The organism is Streptomyces griseiscabiei (genome assembly GCF_020010925.1).
Taxonomy (GTDB): Bacteria; Actinomycetota; Actinomycetes; order Streptomycetales; family Streptomycetaceae; genus Streptomyces; species Streptomyces griseiscabiei.
This window is the reverse complement of sequence record NZ_JAGJBZ010000001.1, coordinates 661,487-678,844: the sequence shown is the minus strand read 5'-3', so window position 1 is coordinate 678,844 and position 17,358 is coordinate 661,487. Positions and strand designations below refer to the sequence as shown.

General features: G+C 72.6%; 13 protein-coding genes and 1 pseudogene. 4 read left to right on the top strand and 10 right to left on the bottom strand.

Features of this window, described 5'->3' with window-relative positions; all coding sequences use genetic code 11:
• Positions 1 to 18: 18 nt before the first annotated feature.
• The 5 genes and pseudogenes from J8M51_RS02910 to J8M51_RS02890 all read right to left on the bottom strand — a co-directional run.
• Positions 19 to 1,383: a glycosyltransferase gene (locus J8M51_RS02910; RefSeq protein WP_086758080.1), complete on the bottom strand. Its 1,365-nt coding sequence runs from the start codon at positions 1,381 to 1,383 to the stop codon at positions 19 to 21.
• An 83-nt stretch (positions 1,384 to 1,466) separates the two neighbouring features.
• The gene (locus J8M51_RS02905; protein ID WP_086758073.1) at positions 1,467 to 2,627 is read right to left on the bottom strand and encodes an alkaline phosphatase PhoX; all 1,161 of its coding nucleotides are present in this window, start codon (positions 2,625 to 2,627) and stop codon (positions 1,467 to 1,469) included.
• Positions 2,628 to 2,796: 169 nt separating this feature from the next.
• Complete coding sequence (locus tag J8M51_RS02900) at positions 2,797 to 4,446, bottom strand: sensor histidine kinase (protein ID WP_086758075.1); 1,650 nt, start codon at positions 4,444 to 4,446, stop codon at positions 2,797 to 2,799.
• On the bottom strand, positions 4,443 to 4,952 hold the full coding sequence (locus J8M51_RS02895; RefSeq protein WP_398856267.1) for a winged helix-turn-helix domain-containing protein: 510 nt from the start codon (positions 4,950 to 4,952) through the stop codon (positions 4,443 to 4,445). The genes J8M51_RS02900 and J8M51_RS02895 overlap by 4 nt, the downstream gene beginning before the upstream one ends.
• 1,191 nt (positions 4,953 to 6,143) lie before the next feature.
• A pseudogene (locus J8M51_RS02890) lies at positions 6,144 to 6,500 on the bottom strand (response regulator transcription factor); the annotation flags it as partial.
• 293 nt (positions 6,501 to 6,793) lie between these two features.
• Here J8M51_RS02890 and J8M51_RS02885 point away from each other — a divergent pair.
• From J8M51_RS02885 to J8M51_RS02875, 3 genes are all read left to right on the top strand, one after another.
• The gene (locus J8M51_RS02885) at positions 6,794 to 7,435 is read left to right on the top strand and encodes a carbonic anhydrase (protein ID WP_086764343.1); all 642 of its coding nucleotides are present in this window, start codon (positions 6,794 to 6,796) and stop codon (positions 7,433 to 7,435) included.
• Positions 7,432 to 9,330, top strand: a complete 1,899-nt coding sequence (locus tag J8M51_RS02880) for a SulP family inorganic anion transporter (RefSeq protein ID WP_267298940.1) — start codon at positions 7,432 to 7,434, stop codon at positions 9,328 to 9,330. The genes J8M51_RS02885 and J8M51_RS02880 overlap by 4 nt, the downstream gene beginning before the upstream one ends.
• A 171-nt stretch (positions 9,331 to 9,501) precedes the next feature.
• Entirely contained in the window at positions 9,502 to 10,431 is a 930-nt protein-coding gene (locus J8M51_RS02875; RefSeq protein ID WP_216591264.1) for an oxidoreductase, read from the top strand.
• Between the two features lie 18 nt (positions 10,432 to 10,449).
• Here the strand turns inward: J8M51_RS02875 and nirD are convergent, their stop codons facing one another.
• The 3 genes from nirD to J8M51_RS02860 are packed head-to-tail and all read right to left on the bottom strand — an operon-like array spanning position 10,450 to position 14,636.
• A complete protein-coding gene (nirD, locus tag J8M51_RS02870; RefSeq protein ID WP_086755472.1) occupies positions 10,450 to 10,800 on the bottom strand; it encodes a nitrite reductase small subunit NirD in 351 nt (116 codons plus the stop codon).
• A complete protein-coding gene (nirB, locus tag J8M51_RS02865; RefSeq protein ID WP_086755473.1) occupies positions 10,797 to 13,409 on the bottom strand; it encodes a nitrite reductase large subunit NirB in 2,613 nt (870 codons plus the stop codon). Before nirB ends, nirD begins: the two co-directional genes overlap by 4 nt.
• Positions 13,410 to 14,636: an NAD(P)/FAD-dependent oxidoreductase gene (locus J8M51_RS02860; RefSeq protein WP_086755474.1), complete on the bottom strand. Its 1,227-nt coding sequence runs from the start codon at positions 14,634 to 14,636 to the stop codon at positions 13,410 to 13,412. It lies immediately after the preceding gene.
• 303 nt (positions 14,637 to 14,939) lie between these two features.
• Here J8M51_RS02860 and J8M51_RS02855 point away from each other — a divergent pair, with 303 nt between their 5' ends.
• A complete protein-coding gene (locus J8M51_RS02855; RefSeq protein ID WP_216591268.1) occupies positions 14,940 to 15,725 on the top strand; it encodes a sulfite exporter TauE/SafE family protein in 786 nt (261 codons plus the stop codon).
• A 46-nt stretch (positions 15,726 to 15,771) separates the two neighbouring features.
• On the opposite strand, the gene J8M51_RS02850 is transcribed toward J8M51_RS02855, so the two are convergent.
• Together J8M51_RS02850 and J8M51_RS02845 are read right to left on the bottom strand one after the other, a co-directional pair.
• On the bottom strand, positions 15,772 to 16,449 hold the full coding sequence (locus J8M51_RS02850) for a class F sortase (RefSeq protein WP_267298939.1): 678 nt from the start codon (positions 16,447 to 16,449) through the stop codon (positions 15,772 to 15,774).
• A 149-nt stretch (positions 16,450 to 16,598) separates the two neighbouring features.
• Positions 16,599 to 17,129, bottom strand: coding sequence for a hypothetical protein (locus tag J8M51_RS02845; RefSeq protein WP_216591270.1), 531 nt, complete (start codon positions 17,127 to 17,129; stop codon positions 16,599 to 16,601).
• Positions 17,130 to 17,358 lie beyond the last annotated feature (229 nt).

Here is a 17,358-nt window from a genome sequence, read left to right as displayed (position 1 = left end):
GCGATGTGTGTGGGGGGATCAGATGAAGTGGGTCAGCAGGGAATTCACCGCTGCGTCGACGCCGTCCTCGGCCCGGACCAAGGGGGCGATTTCACCGGCCCGGTGAACCAGGCGCCGGTCCGTCACCGCCGTGGTGATCGCGTCCGCCAGCCCGCGCGCGGTGAGGGCGCGGGCCGCGAGGGGGGCGGGGGCGACGCCCAGTGCGTGCATACGGGCGGACCAGTGGGTCTGGTCGCCCATGTGGGGGCAGAGGACCTGGGGGCGCCCCGCGGCGAGGGCGGCGCCGACGGTGCCGGGGCCGCCGTGGTGCACGACCGCGGCCGTACGGGGGAAGAGCCAGTCGTGAGGGGCCTGTTCGATCGCCAGGATGCGCGACGGCGAAGGGGCGGAGCGGGTCGCGGAGGTGGCGGGTCCGCCCGACGCGTCGATACCGCCCCAGCCGGTCGCGACCACCGCTCGTACGCCGGTGAGACGGACCGCCTCGGTGACCAGCGCGTTGTTCCGCCGTCCCCGGGTGCCGGCCATGCTGCCGAAGCCGATGTAGACGGGAGGCGGGCCCTCGTCCAGGAAGCGGGTCAGCTCCGGGGGCGGTGTCCAGTCGGGGCGGGCCGGGAGGTACCAGAAACCCGTGGTGCGTACGGCGTCGCCCCACGCCGGGTCGACCGGGGTGACATGCCTGCTGAACGACTGCAGCACCGGGCGTCGCCGCCCCTCGGGGTCCCGCAGCCACCGTCGGGCGCCGTGCCGGCGTGCGGCCAGGCCCAGTTCGGTGGTCCGCCAGCGCTCCACCTCGCGGGACCGCTGGGCGGCCACGACCACGGCGTACGTGCTCCGGTTGAGGAGACGCGGTACGCGGGGGAGCGGCATCAGCGGGCAGGGGAACAGGTCGGTGGGGATCCAGCCGGGTTGCAGCGCCACGACGACGGCGGGTACGTCCAGCATGTCGGCCACGTGCTGGACGGGGAACGCCGCCGAATGCACCACCGCCGCGATGTCGCCGTGGTCGTGGGCGATCGCGGCCACATCGCGCAGCGGGGCGATGAGCAGCCGCTTGAGGCGGGCGACGGTCCGCGCGGCGGCGATCTTCCCCCGCACGCCCGTGAGGCCCTTGTCGATGGTTCCGCGGGTCGTCGTCTCGTCGAGGATCCGGGTCGGGCCGTCGTCGATCGCGGCGAAATCGACGCCGTACGCGGCGGCGTCGGACGCGTACGAGGAAGGGGCGGCCAATAACGGGTGATGGCCGTGGCGACGCAGCGCCACGGCCAATGCGAGAAAGGGTTGTACGTCCCCGCGAGTACCGCATGCCGCCAGGAGAACCTTGCGCGGGCGAGCGCTGATTCCGAGGCTTTCCTGGAGGCTCTTTGGCCCCGGTTCGTTGGGCATGACCACCCGCTGAACCTAGCAGAAGCGGAATCGAACAAGTCTTGCGTGAGAATGAGTTCGATAATGCCGTTCCGAATTCCGCGTCAGCTGCGGAACGGGCCCGTCACCTCGTACGTGATGCCGCCCGACGAACTGCCGCTCGTGCCGCGCTGGCTGGAGAAGTAGAGGCGGCGGCCGTCGGGGGAGAAGGCGGGGCCGGTGATCTCGGAGGAGGACTGGCCGTCGACGCGGAGGAAGGGGGCGATGGTGTCGTTCGGGGTGATGAGGCAGATCTCCATGGTGCCGCCGTCCTCGGCGACATAGAGGTCCCCGGAGGCGGTGCCGGTGATGTTGTCGACGCCGGTGAGGGGCGCCGTCCCGGAGGTGACCAGGGAGTCGTCGTACGCCAACTCGTAGGTGCCGGCGGCGAGATCGAGCTGCCAGACGCGGTTGTCGCCCTTGGTGGTGAACCAGACCGTGTCGTCGGCGTAGTGGCAGCCCTCGCCGCCGTTGAAGGACTTCGCGCCCGGGACCTGGGTGCGGGTGCTGGTGGGGGAGCCGTCCGGGTCGGGGACGTTGGCCCAGGTGTAGGTGCCGGAGGTGGCGGTCCCGGCGACCATCACCTGGAGGGTGCCGGAGGACAGGTTGCCCCAAGTGGTGGGGACGAAGCGGTAGAAGCGGCCGTTCGTCTCGTCCTCCGTCAGATAGACCACCCGGCGGACCGGGTCGGCCGCCGCCGCCTCGTGCTTGAAGCGGCCCATCGCGTCCCGCCGCACCGCCGCGTTCGTGCCCCACGGATCGGTCTCGTAGACATAGCCGCGGTCCACCTCCTCGCACGACAGCCAGGTGTTCCACGGGGTCCTGCCACCGGCGCAGTTCTGGCGGGTGCCGGACAGGACGCGGTACGCCGAGGTCACCGTGCCCGTCGACGAGAACCGCACCGCGCTGGCGCCGCCGGAGGGGTTGATCTCCGAGTTGGAGACATAGATCCAGCCGGTGCCGTCCGCGTAACAGGCGCCGCCGTCCGGGGCGTTGTGCCAGGTGTACGACGTACCGGGGACCGTCTGGCCGGAACGGGCGATCACCCGGCCGGTGAAGCCGCCCGGGAGCCGGAGGCCGTTGGCGTCCGCCGCGCCGAGCGCCCCGTACGGGCCCGTGCCGGGCTGGGCGGGCGCGGCGTACGCGGCGCCGCGCCACAGGGTTCCGCCGAAGGCGGTCGAGGTGCCGCCGAGTACGGCCGCGCGCAGGAGAGTACGACGTTCCACAGTCGCTCCAAGGGGTGCCTTGAGTGCCTTGACCGGCCCGCCTGCCGGTCGGCGGCGGGGTCGCGCGCTGATGGAACTTAGGGGAGCGTGATTGACGGAGCATGGACAACCCATGACTCTACGGGGTTATTCACAGGGGCCGTCGGTTCAGGCCGGCGGGGGCCCCGGTTCAGGCCGGCAGCGGTGGAGCCTCACGACGTCGCTGCCCCGGCCTGCCTCCGAACCCGTGGCCGGGCGGCGGAACCGGCGGCTCCGCCGACGGAAGACGCACCACGGCGTCCAGCCCGCCCGTCGCCGCCTCCCGCAGTGTCACGTCCCCGCCGCTCGCATGCGCCAGACGCTGTACGAGGGAGAGACCGAGACCGGTGCCGCCCTTGGGCGCGCCGGGGGCGCGCCAGAAGCGGTCGAACGCGCGGGCGCGCTGCTCGGGCGTCATCCCGGGCCCCTCGTCGGTGACATGGAGGTCGACCCAGCTGGGCCGGGCGTCGCGCAGCGCCCGCCGGGCGGGCACGAGGAGCCGTAGCTCCATGGTGACCGTGCTGTGCGCGGGCGAGGCGCGCAGCGCGTTGGAGAGCAGGTTGTCGAGGATCTGCTCCACGGCTCCGGGGACGGCCGTCACCGGGCCGACCGCACCGGCGAAGAGGACCAGCGAGACCCCCTCGCGTTCGAACAACGGCCCCCACGTACGGTGCCGTTCCGCGCAGACGCCGCCCAGATCGACCTGGGCGGGGATGGCCGCCGCCTCCTCCAGCCGGGCCATCGCCAGCAGCCCCTCGACCATCCGGGCCAGCCGGTCCGTCTCGGTGACGGCGGCGTCGAGGCTGGGCCGGGCGCGCCGGGCGATGTCCGGCTCCAGGTTCTCCAGCCGGAGCCGCAGTGCCGCCAGCGGGGTCTTCAGCTGGTGCGAGGCCTCACCGGCGAAGGCCCGCTGGGAGGCCAGCAGGTGTTCGAGGCGGGCGGCGGTCGTGTTGAAGGCCGTCGCGAGACTCCGTACCTCCGGCGGGCCCGAGGTGACCACCACGCTGGTGGCCGCACCCCCCTCGGCCAGCCGGTGCGTCGCCTCCTCCAACTGCCGGATGGGACGCCCCGTCCAGCGCGCGAACGCGAACGCCACCGCCGCGACCCCGGTGAGCACCGCGAGCCCGGCCAGCGCGAGCAGCAGCCAGACCGCGAACACGCGGGCGTGCACCATGGTCGTGGGGAGGGTGACGCGCACGGCACCCTGCGCCGACGCGGCCGAGGCCGAGGCCGGGCGCGCGGTTGTGGATGTGGCGGTGGCTGTGGCGGTGGCGGTGGATGTGGTCGTACGTGCGGCTGTGATCGAGCCCGAGCCCGAGCCCGAGCCAGAACCTGTCCCCGTCCCCGTCCCCGTCCCCGTGCCCGTGCCCGTGTCGGTCGTGGCGTGGCCGACCGGAGCGGCCACGGACAGGTAGTGCACCCCGCCGGTCGTCGTCGTCCGTACGTCCGTGGTGGCGCTGCCCCGGAGCGCGGCGGAGATCTCGGGCTGGGACGACAGGGTCTCCTCCTCGTCGGCGGACAGGGAGTGGGAGGAGGCCAGCAGCTTCCCGTCCGCGTCGACGATGACGACCTTCCCGCCGATGCGCTCGGCGCAGTGCCGGGCGCGTTCGACGAGTTCGTCCCGGCGTCCGGCGGCGAGGGACAGCGCCGCGTACGCGGCCACCGACTCGGCCTCGTCGTTGGCGGAGTTGACGATCCGCTCGCGTTCGGCCCGCGAGTAGACGAAGCCCAGCGGGATCTCCAGGCCGAGCAGGACCAGGGCGGCGAGGCTGAGGTAGCTCAGCAGCAGGCGTCGGGTCATGACGCCCTGGCCTCACGGGTGCGATGCCTGCCGGATCCCCGGCCGAGGCCCGTGCCCTGCCCCCGCCCGTGCCCGGCGGGCCGACCCTGCTCCTGCTCCTGACCCTGATCCCGGTTCTGGCCCGGTGCCGGTCCCGGTGCCCGGCCGGGGGTGCGTACCGCCAGCCGGAAGCCGACTCCGCGCAGGGTCTGGATCCACGCCGGATCACCCAACTTGCGGCGCAGTGTGGCGACATGGACGTCCAGGGTCTTGGTCGGGCCCTGGTAGTGCTCGTCCCAGACACGGTTGAGGATCTGCTGCCGGGAGTAGACGGCGCCGGGGTCCTCCGTGAGCAGCGCCAGCAGTTCGAACTCCTTCGGCGTCAGCGCGACCGGCACCTCGCCCACCCACACCTGCCGGGTCCGCCGGTCCACGACCAGCGGGCCGGGCGGCGGCGCGGCGGAACCGTCGTCGGCCGCGGCCGTACCGGAGGCGTCCCGGGTTTCGGGCGGGGCCTGCTCGTACATGGGCGGCTCGTAGACCGGGGGCTCGTACACCGGGCTGCCGTGCGCCGGAGTGCCGTACGCCTGCCCTCCGTACCCCTGGCTTCCGTACGCGGGGGAGCCGTGCGGCGGGGTGCCGTACGCGGGCGTGCCGTGGGCCGGGGTGCCGTACATCGGCGAACCGTGCGGGGGCGTGCCCTGCGCGGGTGCGCCGCCGAACGCGCCCTGACCGCCGTCGAACCCGGGCCGAGCGCCGCCGAACGAGCCCTCGCCGCCGCCGAACCCCGGGTTCCCGTACTCCGGGTTCCCGAACGGCGGGTTGTCGAAGGCCTCGCCGAAGACCGGGGTGCCGGGGACGGCGGCAGTGCCGTGCGCGGGGGTCCCGCCGAAGGGCGCACCGCGCGACGGGGTTCCCGGCGGTCGGGTGCCGAAGGCTGATGAGTCGTGGCCCGGACCGTCGTGGGCCGAGGTGCCGAAGCCCGGTGCGTCCTGGGCCGACGTCTCGCGGGCCGAAGTCCCCTCGCTCAGCCCCTCGTTACCGGCGGACCAGTCGTACTCGGACCCGCCGGGCCCCACGCCGGAGCCGAAACCGGTCCCAGGACCGCCGGTGTCCCGGCCGAAGCCGGGGCCGGTCCCACGGCGGCCGGAGTCTCCGTCGCCGAAGCCGGTCTCAGGACCGCCGGTGTCCCGGACGCCATGGCCCGCGCCCGCGCCACCGTCACCACCGACACCGCTCCCGCGCCCTACGTCTCCGGCGTCGGGGACGCCCCGGCTCCTGCGCCTGGCGCCCCCGCCCCGCCCCCGACCCGCGCGCGACCCCGTTCCAGCATGGGAACCCGAACCGGCTCCCGCACCCGCACCCTCACCGGCACCCATGTCCCCACCGGCACCGGCACCCACCCCCGCGTCTCCGTCGTAGCGCGAGCCCCCGGCCCCGAAGTCGCTCCCGGCGGCCCCGAAGCCGCCGGCCTCCGTGAAGTCGTTCCCACCCCGGAAACCACCCCCGGCCAGGCGGCCCGGACCGACACCGACCCCAACGCCCGTACCGGCAAAGGCACTTGCACCGGCACGTGCACCGACCCCGCCGTCGAGATCCGCACCGGCGTCGAAACCGACACCACCCCCCACGGCCGCCCTCCCGACCCCCGCCTCGGCCACCACGACCCCGGCCACCACATCGCCCGAGGCCGTGACCCCGCCCCCGCCGGCCCCCGGTCGCAGATGGCGTCGCGACACCGCGCGTATACGGGCGACCAGTTCGCGGATGCTGAACGGTTTCGCCAGGTAGTCGTCGGCGCCGAGTTCGAGGCCCAGGACGCGGTCGGCCTCCTCGCCGCGTGCGCTGAGGATGATGATGGGGACGTCGGAGGTCCGGCGGATGCCGCGGCAGACGTCGATGCCGTCCATGTCGGGCAGACCGAGGTCCAGCAGGACGACATCGCCGTGCGGACCTCTCAACCCGTCCGTGCCGGTGGCCACATGGTGGACCGTCAGGCCGAAGTGCCGCAGCCCGTCGGCGAGCGGTTCGGCGATCGTCTCGTCGTCCTCGATGAGCAGCACTCGTACGCCCATGGCCGCCTGTCTCTCCAGAAAGTCGGGACAACACGAGACCCGTGCTGTGGGGCGCCACGCTACAAGACCGCGAACAAGAACGCGCAGGGAATCCGAAGCATTGTGAAATGACCCTCAGAAACCGCTTGTATTCGGTCGCCGGAGCCCGCCGGACCTGCGTGGAAGCGGGACTGGCTGAAATCTGTGGAAAATCTGGCGGCGTTTTAGTGTTCGCTTAACCTTCCTCTGGTCATCGGCCCCCTACGGTCGTAAGAGCAGGTCAGAACGGGTCGTAACCAGTTCAGGGAGGCACGGTGAAGGCGTTGCTGGATCGCGCCCGGTCGTTCAAGCGGCGGGTCGACTTCGAGAGTGACGAATACCGGAAACTCGCCGTCGGGCAATTTCCCGAGGCGTTGTTCATTACCTGCTCGGACTCGCGGGTGATTCCCGCCCTGATCACCGGGGCGCGGCCCGGCGAGATATTCGAGCTACGGAATGCGGGCAACATCGTGCCCCCGCACGACGCACATGACGCGCAGGGGGCCGCCTCCGGTGAGGCCGCCACCATCGAGTACGCGCTGGAGGTGCTCGGCGTTCAGGACCTCGTGGTGTGTGGCCATTCCCACTGCGGTGCGATGGGGGCGCTGAAGTACGGCGCCGACCTGTCCGGACTGCCCAGGGTGGACGCCTGGCTCGACTACGCCCGCCCCGCGCTCGAACCGGTCCTCGGGGACACGGGCACCGCCCGGGACACCGAGCAGTCCGAGGACCCCGCCCTGCGCGAGGTCGTCCAGCTCAACATCCGCAACCAGCTCGCGGTCCTGCGCGAGTACCCGGTCGCCCGGCAGCAACTCGACTCAGGACGGCTGCGGTTGCACGGCTGGTACTACGAGATCGACACCGGCAAGATCCATGAACTGGACGCGGACGGCGGCTTCCAGGTGCACGGCTCATGAGCGGTCTCCACGGCCGCCGGCGCGAGCAGGGCACCCCCGGGCCCGCCCCCGCCCCCGCCCCCGCCGCCTTCAGCGAGTTCCCCGCCGCCCCCCGATACGCCCCCGACATCCCCGGCTTCCCGCAGGAAGCACCGGCATCGGCACCGGCATCGGCACCGCCCCCCGGAGCCAAGGGCACCCGCCCAGGCGCCTCCGGCGGCGGGCGCATCGACTTCGGCACCGAGATCACCGCGTCCCTCGTCGTCTTCCTGGTCGCGCTGCCGCTCTGTATCGGTGTGGCCGTGGCCTCCGGTGTGCCCGCCGAACTGGGCATCATCTCCGGGGTGATCGGCGGCCTGGTGGTCGGCGCGGTGCGCGGCAGCACCCTCCAGGTCAGCGGCCCGGCGGCCGGTCTCGCGGCGCTCGTCGCGGAGACGGTCATGGAGTTCGGCGTCGCGATGCTCGGCGTGATCGTCCTCTTCTCCGGCATCCTCCAGATCGTGCTGGGCCTGGTGAAGCTGGGCCGGATGTTCCAGGCGATCTCCCTCGCCGTGGTCCAGGGCATGCTGGCGGGCATCGGCCTGCCGCTGATGTTCAGCCAGCTCTACCCGATGTCCGACTCCAAGGCGCCCGGCACCCCGCTGGAGAACATGGCGGGTGTCCCCGGGCTGATCGCCGACACCGTGACGAACCCGCAGGCGCTCATCGCGGCCGGGCTCGGCATCGTCACGATCGTGCTCAGCTTCCTGTGGAAGCAGATGCCCGGGCCGGTCAAGAAGGTCCCGGCCGCGCTGGTGGCCGTCGGCATCGGGATCGCGGTCGCCGCGCTGCCGGGCGTCGAGGTGAAGACGCTCCAGGTCGGCAATCTGCTGGCCTCCGTGGACGTGCCGGGGCCGGGGCAGCTGTCCGGGCTGGCCAGTGCCGGGATCATCACGGCGATCCTCACCTTCACCGTGATCGCCTCGGCGGAGAGCCTGTTCACCGCCGCCGCCGTGGACCGGATGCACAACGGCCCGCGCACCCGCTACAACACCGAGCTGATCGCCCAGGGCGCGGGCAACACGATCGCCGGCCTGCTCGGCGCGCTGCCCATCACCGCCGTCGTCGCGCGCAGCTCGGCCAACGTCCAGGCCGGGGCCAAGACCCGCCTCTCCCGTACGCTGCACGGCCTGTGGCTGCTCGCCTTCGCGCTGCTGCTGCCGCAGGTGCTGGCGCTGATCCCGATCTCGGTGCTCGCGGGTGTCCTCGTGCACAGCGGGTGGAAACTCTTCGCGCCGGACGAGTTCCCGAAGATGTGGCGGCAGGACCGGGGCGAGTTCGCGGTGATGACGCTGACCACCCTGGTCATCACGGCGACCGCGCTGCTCGAAGGGGTGCTGTTCGGGCTGGCCGCGGGCATCGTGCTGGCCGCGCTGCGGATGTCGCAGACCGTCATCCGGCAGCACATCGAGGACGACACGGCGAAGGTCGTCATGGCGGGCAACGCGACGTTCCTGCGGCTGCCGAAGCTGATAGACGCGCTGGAGAACGCGGCGGCCTCCGGCAAGCCGCGCATCCGCCTCGACCTGCTCGGTGTCACCCACCTCGACCACGCCTGCCGCAACCAGGTCGAGGAGTTCGTGGCGCAGCAGCGGGGGGCCGGGCTGCGGGTGGAACTGCTGATGCCCGACCTCACGCAGCCGGCGGCGCCGACGAAGCCGGCAGAGTCGAGGGAGCCGGAGCCGGCGTCGACCGAGGTGTGGGACTACGCCACGATCGGAACGGCGGCGGTCGGCGGCACCGGCCCGCTGCCGCACGGCCCCGGCCCCGGTCCCGGGACCGGCCCCGGGCCCACCGCCGAGTGGTTCTACCTCGACACCCGCCCGATGCCGACCGCGGACGAGTGGGGCTTCTCGCGCAGTTCCCCGCGCCCCTGAAAGACCAGGCCCCTGCGGGCCTGACAAGCACGGGGCGCAGCCCCTGCTTTTCAGGGGCGCGGGGAACTGCGCGACCAGCCCCCACCCACCCGCAGCCGACACACCTCCCACAACACCCCCCACCGGTCTACGCTGAAACCGGCCCAGGAAACACCTCGGGAAGGCGGCGCCATGCCAGGCTGGACCCTGCGCGACATCCCGGACCGACGCGGCCGCACCGCGGTGGTCACCGGCGCCAACAGCGGCCTCGGCTACGTCACCGCGAGGGAACTCGCCCGCCGCGGCGCCCACGTCGTCCTCGCCTGCCGCAGCGAGGAGCGGGGCGCCGCCGCGCTGGAGCGGATGGCCGCCGAAGTCCCCGACGGCAGCGCGGAGTTGATCCGTCTCGACCTCGGGGACCTGGGCTCCGTACGGGACTTCGCGCAGACGTACGCCCGCGCGAGCGACCGGCTGGACCTGCTCGTCAACAACGCGGGCGTGATGGCCGTGGCCCAGGGCCGCACGGCCGACGGCTTCGAGACGCAGTTCGGGACCAACCACCTCGGTCACTTCGCGCTGACCGGCCTGCTCCTGCCACTGCTCCTCGGCACTCCCGGCGCCCGCGTCGTGACCGTCTCCAGCTTCATGCACCTGCGGGCGAACATCGACATCGACGACCTCGACAGCGAGCGGCCGTACGGCCGTTGGCTCGCCTACGGCCGCTCCAAGACCGCCAACCTGCTCTTCACCCACGAGCTGGCCCGGCGGCTCGCGACGAACGGCTCGGAGGTCGTCGCCGCCGCCGCGCACCCCGGGTACGCGTCCACCAACCTCCAGACGGCCGGGCCGGCCGCCGAGGGCCGCAAGGGCGTCGAACGCTTCATGCGCGTCGGCAACCGCTTCTTCGCCCAGTCCCCCGAAGGGGGCGCCCTGCCCACGCTGTACGCGGCGACCGCCCCCGGCGTACGCCCCGACTCCTTCATCGGCCCGGCCTTCGGGATGTGGGGCGCCCCGCGTCCGTCGCCCCGGGCGCCCTGGACTCTCGACGACCGGGCGGGCGAACGCCTCTGGACCGCCTCCGAGCACCTGACCGGGGTCAGGTGCTCGGAGCTGAAGGCGTGACGGGCGGGGAGGTCCGGGCTACGCCGCCCGCACCTCGTACGCCGTGATCCGTACCGTCTCGTCGTCCAGGCACTGCCCGTTCTCCAGGTCGAAGCGCTGCTTCAGGAGCGGGGAGGCCACGAAGGGGCGGCCCTGGTGGCTGCCGGTGAGGCCGCGGGAGAGGACGGCGGCGCCGCCGAAGGGGTCGCGGTTGTCGACGGCGTACAGCTTCCCCGCGCGGTCGAGGAACAGCGCGGCCTGCTCGCCGTCCGGGAGGAGGGCGGCCACACCGCGGCCCGGGATCAGCAGGGTCAGGTCGCAGACCGTGAACCAGCCGTCCGCCAGCCGCAGTTGGACCTTCACATCGGTCTTCTCGGGAGCGAGGGTCATCGCTGGGCACTTCCTTCCAGGACTTCTTCGGCGGCGGCGGGCCGCAGACCGATGGACAGCAGCGGCAGGTCGGGCTTGATCTGCTCACGCTCGGGGACGAAGCCGACGACCGGGTCCGGGGTGTCGGGGGCGTTGACGAAGGACACGAACCGGGCCAGCTTCTCCGGGTCGTTGATGGTGGAGGCCCACTCGTCGGCGTAGTGCGCGACGTGGTCGGTCATCAGGGACTCCAGCTCCTCGCAGATGCCGAGCGAGTCCTCCACGACCACGTCGCGGACGTGGTCCAGGCCGCCGGGGATGCGCTCCAGCCAGGTCGAGGTGCGCTCCAAACGGTCCGCGGTGCGGATGTAGAACATCAGGAAGCGGTCGATGAGCCTGATGAGTTCGGTGTCGTTCAGGTCCTGGGCGAGGAGGTCCGCGTGGCGCGGGGTGGCGCCGCCGTTGCCGCCGACGTAGAGGTTCCAGCCGTTCGACGTCGCGATGATGCCGAAGTCCTTCGACTGGGCCTCGGCGCATTCACGGGCGCATCCGGAGACCGCCGACTTCAGCTTGTGCGGGGACCTGAGGCCCCGGTAGCGCAGCTCCAGGTCGATCGCCATGCGGACGGAGTCCTGGACGCCGTAGCGGCACCAGGTCTGGCCCACACAGGACTTCACGGTCCGCAGCGACTTGCCGTAGGCGTGACCGGACTCGAAGCCGGCGTCCACCAACCGGGTCCAGATCAGCGGGAGTTGCTCGACGCGGGCGCCGAACATGTCGATCCGCTGACCACCGGTGATCTTCGTGTAGAGACCGAAGTCGCGGGCGATCTCACCGATCACGATCAGCCCCTCGGGGGTGATCTCACCGCCGGGGATGCGCGGGACGACCGAGTACGAGCCGTTCTTCTGGAGGTTGGCCAGGAAGTGGTCGTTGCTGTCCTGCAGGGCCGCCTGCTCACCCTCCAGGACATAGCCGCTCGCGCCGATGGTCGGGGCGAGGGAGGCGATGATCGAGCCGACCGCGGGCTTGCAGACCTCGCAGCCGTCGCCGCCCTTGGCCCCGTCGCGGCCGTAGCGGTCCAGCAGGTCCTGGTAGGTGTTGACGCGCAGGGCGAGGACGATCTCGTACAGCTCCTCGCGGGTCTGCGAGAAGCAGCCGCACAGGCCCTTGTCGACGACCACGCCGCCGGCTTCCAGCTCGGCGGTGACCAGCTGGCCCAGCACCTTCACACAACTGCCGCAGCCCGTACCGGCCTTGGTGCACTTCTTGACCTCGGGCACGGTGGTGCAGGAGTGCTCGGTCACCGCGCCCCGGATCGCGCCCTTGGACACGTTGTGGCAGGAGCAGATGATCGCCTCGTCCGGCAGCGCGGACGGGCCGAGCTGGGCGCCGCCGCCGGAGCCCGCCGGGAGGACCAGCGACTCGGGGGAGACGGGCGGGACCGACCCGGTGAACGCCTTCAGCGTGCCGTACGCCTCCGCGTCACCCACCAGGATGCCGCCGAGCAGTTCGCCGCCGCGGCCGATGACCAGCTTCTTGTAGACACCCGAGCGGGAGTCGGAGTACACGACGTCCAGGCAGTCGGCGGTCGCGCCGTGCGCGTCACCGAACGAGGCGACGTCCACGCCGAGCAGCTTGAGCTTGGTGGACATGTCGGCGCCCGTGAAGGACGCCTCGTCCGCCGCGATCGTGGCGGCGGCCGTCTCGGCCTGCTCGTACCCGGGGGCCACCAGGCCGTACACCCGGCCGTCGGAGGCCAGCGCGCACTCGCCGATCGCGAAGACCTGCGGGTCGGAGACGGTCCGGCACTGCTCGTCGACGCTGATGCCGCCGCGCTCGCCGACCGTCAGCCCGCAGTCACGGGCGAGCTGGTCGCGGGGGCGGACACCGGCGCTGAACACGACCAGGTCGGTGGCGAGTTCGGAGCCGTCGGAGAGTTTCATGCCGGTGACGGCACCGGCCTCGTCGACCACGATCTCCTGCGTACCCACACCCGTGTGCACGCTCAGACCCATGTCCTCGATGGTCCGCAGCAGCGCGGCGCCGCCGCCGTCGTCCACCTGCACCGGCATCAGCCGGGGCGCGAACTCCACGATGTGTGAGGTGAGTCCGAGGCCCTTCAGCGCGCCGGCCGCCTCAAGTCCCAGCAGACCGCCGCCGACCACGGCACCGGTCTCGGCCGTCTTCGCGTACTCCTCGATCGCGAGCAGGTCCTCGATCGTGCGGTAGACGAAGCAGCCCGCGGCGTCCTTGTGGGGGACCGGCGGCACGAAGGGGAACGAGCCGGTGGCGAGGACGAGGACGTCGTACTCGAAGACCTGCCCGGAGCGGGCCGTGACCTTCCTCGACTCACGGTCGACGGTCTCGGCCGGGTCGCCGACGAACAGCTCGATGCCGTGCGTCTCGATGAACTCCATGTCGGTCATGGAGAGGTCCTCGGGGCTCTTGCCCGCGAAGTACGAGGTGAGCGCCACCCGGTCGTACGCCGGGCGAGGCTCCTCGCAGAGCACGACCACGCGGTGCGTGGCGGTCAGGCCGCGCTCGGCGAGCGCTTCGAGGAAGCGCTGGCCGACCATGCCGTGGCCGACGAGCACGATCGTGGGGGTGGCCCCCAGGGTGGCGGACATTCAGGAGCCTCCATCGTTGGTGAGCAGGTGGAGCAGGGGAGCGCCGTCCGTGGGGAGCGGCTCCGCTCCCTCCCAGGCGCGGGCGAGCGCGCCCACGGTGCCGAGTTCGCCGACGAGGACCCCGCCGACCAGGCGGTCGCCGCGGACGACGACCTTGCGGTAGGTGCCGCGGGTGGCGTCGGCCAGCTGGATGACGTCGTCACCGGGCAGCGGCTCGGGCTCGCCGAACGCGGCCAGGTCGAGGAAGTCGGCGCCGGCCAGCGTCAGCCGGGTCAGGGCGCGGGTGCCGGTGTAACGGGAGTGCGCGTTCCCCGCCAGCAACTCGGCGAGCACATCTGCCTGTTCGAGCGCCGGGGTGGCGAGCCCGTACACCGTGCCCTCGAACTGGGCGCAGTCGCCGATGGCGTGGATACGGGGGTCGGAGGTGCGCAGCTCCTCGTCGACGATGACGCCCTTGTGCACCGCGAGCCCCGCCTCCTGGGCGAGACCCACCCGGGGGTGCACCCCGCAGGCGATGACCACGAGATCCGCGTCGAGGGCGTATCCGTCGGCCATCGACACCGACCGCACGGTCCCGCCGACGCTGCGCACGGCCCGTACCCGGGTCTCGGTGTGCACCTCGACACCGAGGTCGGTGAGATGCCGGCGGACCAACTTCGAGGCGGCCGGGTCCAGTTGACGTTCCATCAGCCGCTCGCCCTGCTGGGCGAGGACCACCTGCGCGCCGCGCAGGGCGAGCGCGCGGGCGGCGGAGACCCCGAGGAGCCCACCGCCGATGACGACGGCCCGCACGCCCGGCCGTACGGCCTTCGACAGGCCGACGCAGTCGTCCATGGTCCGGAAGGCGTGCACCCCGTCGGGGAACTCGTGCCGCTCCGGGTCCCACAGGCCGCGCAGCGGCGGCAGCACCGGGTTCGAACCGGTCGCGAGGACCAGCCGGTCGTACGCGATCTCCGTGCCGTCCGCGAGATGTACGGCTCGCATCTCGCGGTCGACACGGACCACCCGGCCGCGCGTCAGCCGGGTCGGCTCGGCGGGGGCGGGCAACGCGATGACCTCGGGCGCGTACCGTCCGGCCAGGACTTCGGCGAGCAGCACCCGGTTGTACGGTGTGTGCTCCTCCTCGCCCACCAGCGTGGCGGGCATGCCCAGCTCTCCCAGCCGCCGGGCGAGACGTACACCCGCGAGGCCGGAGCCGATCACCACCACACGCTCATTCGAGGTCATGCCCCTGAGCGTGCGGTGCCGGTGTTACCCGACCGCATCACGTCTGTTTCCCACGGGGAACGCTGCCCTCCCCGCGGCCCCGACCGGGGTGTGAGGGGTTTCCGGAAGAGCCGGGTGGGGTGTGAGGACGGCCTCGATCACGCTGCTGACCTGGCGATACGGCGGTCATGTGCACGTATACGGGGCGAGCGGGCGGCTACGGGCCGACGAGAGAGGCAGCGGCCGGGGGCGCGTGCCGCCGAAGCTCAGAAGATCCTCAGGTCGATGGACAGCACACCTATCCCGCCGCATAGGGTCGCGATCATGCCCGACATATCGCTGACCATGGTCGTAGTCCTCTGCGCCGCCGCCCTCGCGGCCGGCTGGATCGACGCCGTGGTGGGCGGTGGCGGGCTCCTGCTCCTCCCCACCCTCCTGCTGGGCCTGCCGAACGGCGCCTCGGCCGCGCAGTACGCGCTCGGCACCAACAAGGCGGTCGCCATCGTCGGCACGACGGGCGCGGCGGTGACGTACGCCCGCCGCACCCCGGTCGACGTGAAGATCGCCGTACGGATCGGTCTGGCGGCGCTGGCGGGCTCGACGGCCGGCGCGTTCGTGGCCGCGGGCATGAGCACCGAGATCCTGAAGCCGGTGGTCATGGTGGTCCTCGTCGCCGTGGGCGCCTTCGTGATCCTGCGTCCCGCCTTCGGCACGGCCCCCGGCACGGGCCCGGTCTCCGCGCGCCGCGTCCTCGCCGCGATCGGCCTCGCGGGCGTCGGCATCGGCTTCTACGACGGTCTCGTCGGCCCCGGCACCGGTACGTTCCTGGTCCTCGCCCTCACCGCCGTCCTCCACCTCGACCTGGTCACCGCCTCCGCCACCGCCAAGATCGTCAACTGCTGCACCAATGCGGGCGCCCTCGCCACCTTCGCCTGGAAGGGCACGGTGTACTGGCAGTTGGCGGCCCTGATGGCGGTCTTCAACCTCGTCGGCGGCACGGTGGGCGCGCGTACGGCCCTCAAGAAGGGCAGCGGTTTCGTCCGGGTGGTCCTGCTGACGGTGGTGTTCACGCTGGTGGCGAAGATGGGGTACGAGCAGTGGGTGGCGTGAGGGAGGGGCGCACAGGGGCCGCGGCGCCCGGCGCTTCTCGTGGTGATCAGGCGGGGCGGCTGCCCGTGAGGTGGGCGAAGACGACCACGTTGCCCTGGTAGCCGGTCGCCCGTGAGTACCCGCCGCCGCAGGTGATGACCCGCAACTCCGGCCGTGCCGCCGCGCCGTACACCTTCGCGTCGGGGAAGTCCCGGGCGTCGTACACCTCCACCGCGTCCACCGTGAACACCGCGATCCCGCCGTCCCGCCGGTCCACCTCGACGGTCGCGCCCCGCCGCAGCGCGCCGAGCCGGAAGAAGACGGCGGGCCCGTCGGCGTTGTCCACATGCCCGGCGACGATCGAGGTGCCCCGCTCGCCCGGGGTCGTGCCGGCCTCGTACCAGCCCGCGAGATTCGCCTTCTCGGCGGGCGGAACGTCGAGGCTGCCGGCGGGCGTGAGCCCGAGCCCCGTCAGCGGCGCGTCCACACGGATGGAGGGGATCCGGATGCGGTCGGGCGGAGAGGGCGGCAGGGGGACGGCGGCGGTCTCGCCGGGGGCCGTCGTACCGGAGGACGGGACCGCCGGGCCGGACGGATTCCCCGGACCGGACGGCGGGACATGGGCCTGTGCGGCCGACGGCTGCGGCGGCGCGTGCGACGCGGTGCCGCTGTGCAGCAGCCACACGCCGGAACAGAGGGCCACGACGGTGACCCCGGCTATGACGGAGTTGGCGACCCGACGCACGAGAACCTCCTCACCCTCCACAGCCACCTCCGGGGCCGTGCGGGGCCTTTCTCTTCATCTGTCTTGTCCCTCCCTCCGGGCCACGAGGGGCGTCGGGCCCGGAGGGGTGGGGACGGCGGTACCGGCGGACGGACAGCGGAGGGTGTCCGTCAGATCCCGTCGCCTCTCGCCCGGCGATGCAGGAGCCAGGTACCGCCCGCGGCGGCGACGGCCAGAGCCGCCACACCCGCCGCGGTCTGCACGGGGTCGGGACCGAGCGCGCCACCGACCCCCGTCTTCACGCTTCCCCTCGGATACGCCGGCGGCGCGGTCCGCGTGCCGGTGAGCGAGACCACCAGGTCGCCGGTGACCCGACGGCCACCGTTCCCGCAGGTCGCGACGATCTCGTACGTCCCCGGCTGTGCGCTCGGCGGTACCTCGAACCGCCCGTCGAGCCGTTCCTTCCCGTCGCCGGGTGCGAGGGAGAAGGAGCCGGCGCCGACCGCGCTGGCGTCCCCCGTGGCCGTACCGCCCGTGCCGCAGGCGGCGGTGCGGACGGTGACCTCGTCGCCGGGGACGACACCGGTGGGGGAGAGTTCGAGCCGCCCGGTGCCCGCGGCGGCGTACGCGGGGGCGGCGGCGAAGGCCGCGAGAGTGAGGGCGAGGGCGGTTGCGGTCAGCGGCCGGGCGGTATGTCGCATCGTGCTGCCTCCTCCGAGAGTCCTCCGTTCCCTTCCGAGGTAAGTGGCTGACCGGCCCGAGCGCTTCCTGATGAGCCGTCAGAAAGGGGGGTGGGTGAGCACCGGGGAAGGGGGAGGGGAGCGGAGGGAGAGGCGTTTGGGCAGGTCACAGGGCTGGGATGGGCGCGGCGAGGGAGAGAACGCGATGGTCGGAGGGCGGGGGTGTGAACGGGTGACGGAGGAGGGCGGG

Coding starts and splice junctions, on each gene's coding strand:
- J8M51_RS02895 (WP_398856267.1), bottom strand. CDS start 4,952: ATGTACGAGCAGGCCCCGCCCGAAACCCGGGACGCCTCCGGTACGGCC.
- nirB (WP_086755473.1), bottom strand. CDS start 13,409: ATGTCCGCCACCCTGGGGGCCACCCCCACGATCGTGCTCGTCGGCCAC.
- J8M51_RS02845 (WP_216591270.1), bottom strand. CDS start 17,129: ATGCGACATACCGCCCGGCCGCTGACCGCAACCGCCCTCGCCCTCACT.
- nirD (WP_086755472.1), bottom strand. CDS start 10,800: ATGACCCTCGCTCCCGAGAAGACCGATGTGAAGGTCCAACTGCGGCTG.
- J8M51_RS02910 (WP_086758080.1), bottom strand. CDS start 1,383: ATGCCCAACGAACCGGGGCCAAAGAGCCTCCAGGAAAGCCTCGGAATC.
- J8M51_RS02860 (WP_086755474.1), bottom strand. CDS start 14,636: ATGACCTCGAATGAGCGTGTGGTGGTGATCGGCTCCGGCCTCGCGGGT.
- J8M51_RS02880 (WP_267298940.1), top strand. CDS start 7,432: ATGAGCGGTCTCCACGGCCGCCGGCGCGAGCAGGGCACCCCCGGGCCC.
- J8M51_RS02900 (WP_086758075.1), bottom strand. CDS start 4,446: ATGACCCGACGCCTGCTGCTGAGCTACCTCAGCCTCGCCGCCCTGGTC.
- J8M51_RS02855 (WP_216591268.1), top strand. CDS start 14,940: ATGCCCGACATATCGCTGACCATGGTCGTAGTCCTCTGCGCCGCCGCC.
- J8M51_RS02875 (WP_216591264.1), top strand. CDS start 9,502: ATGCCAGGCTGGACCCTGCGCGACATCCCGGACCGACGCGGCCGCACC.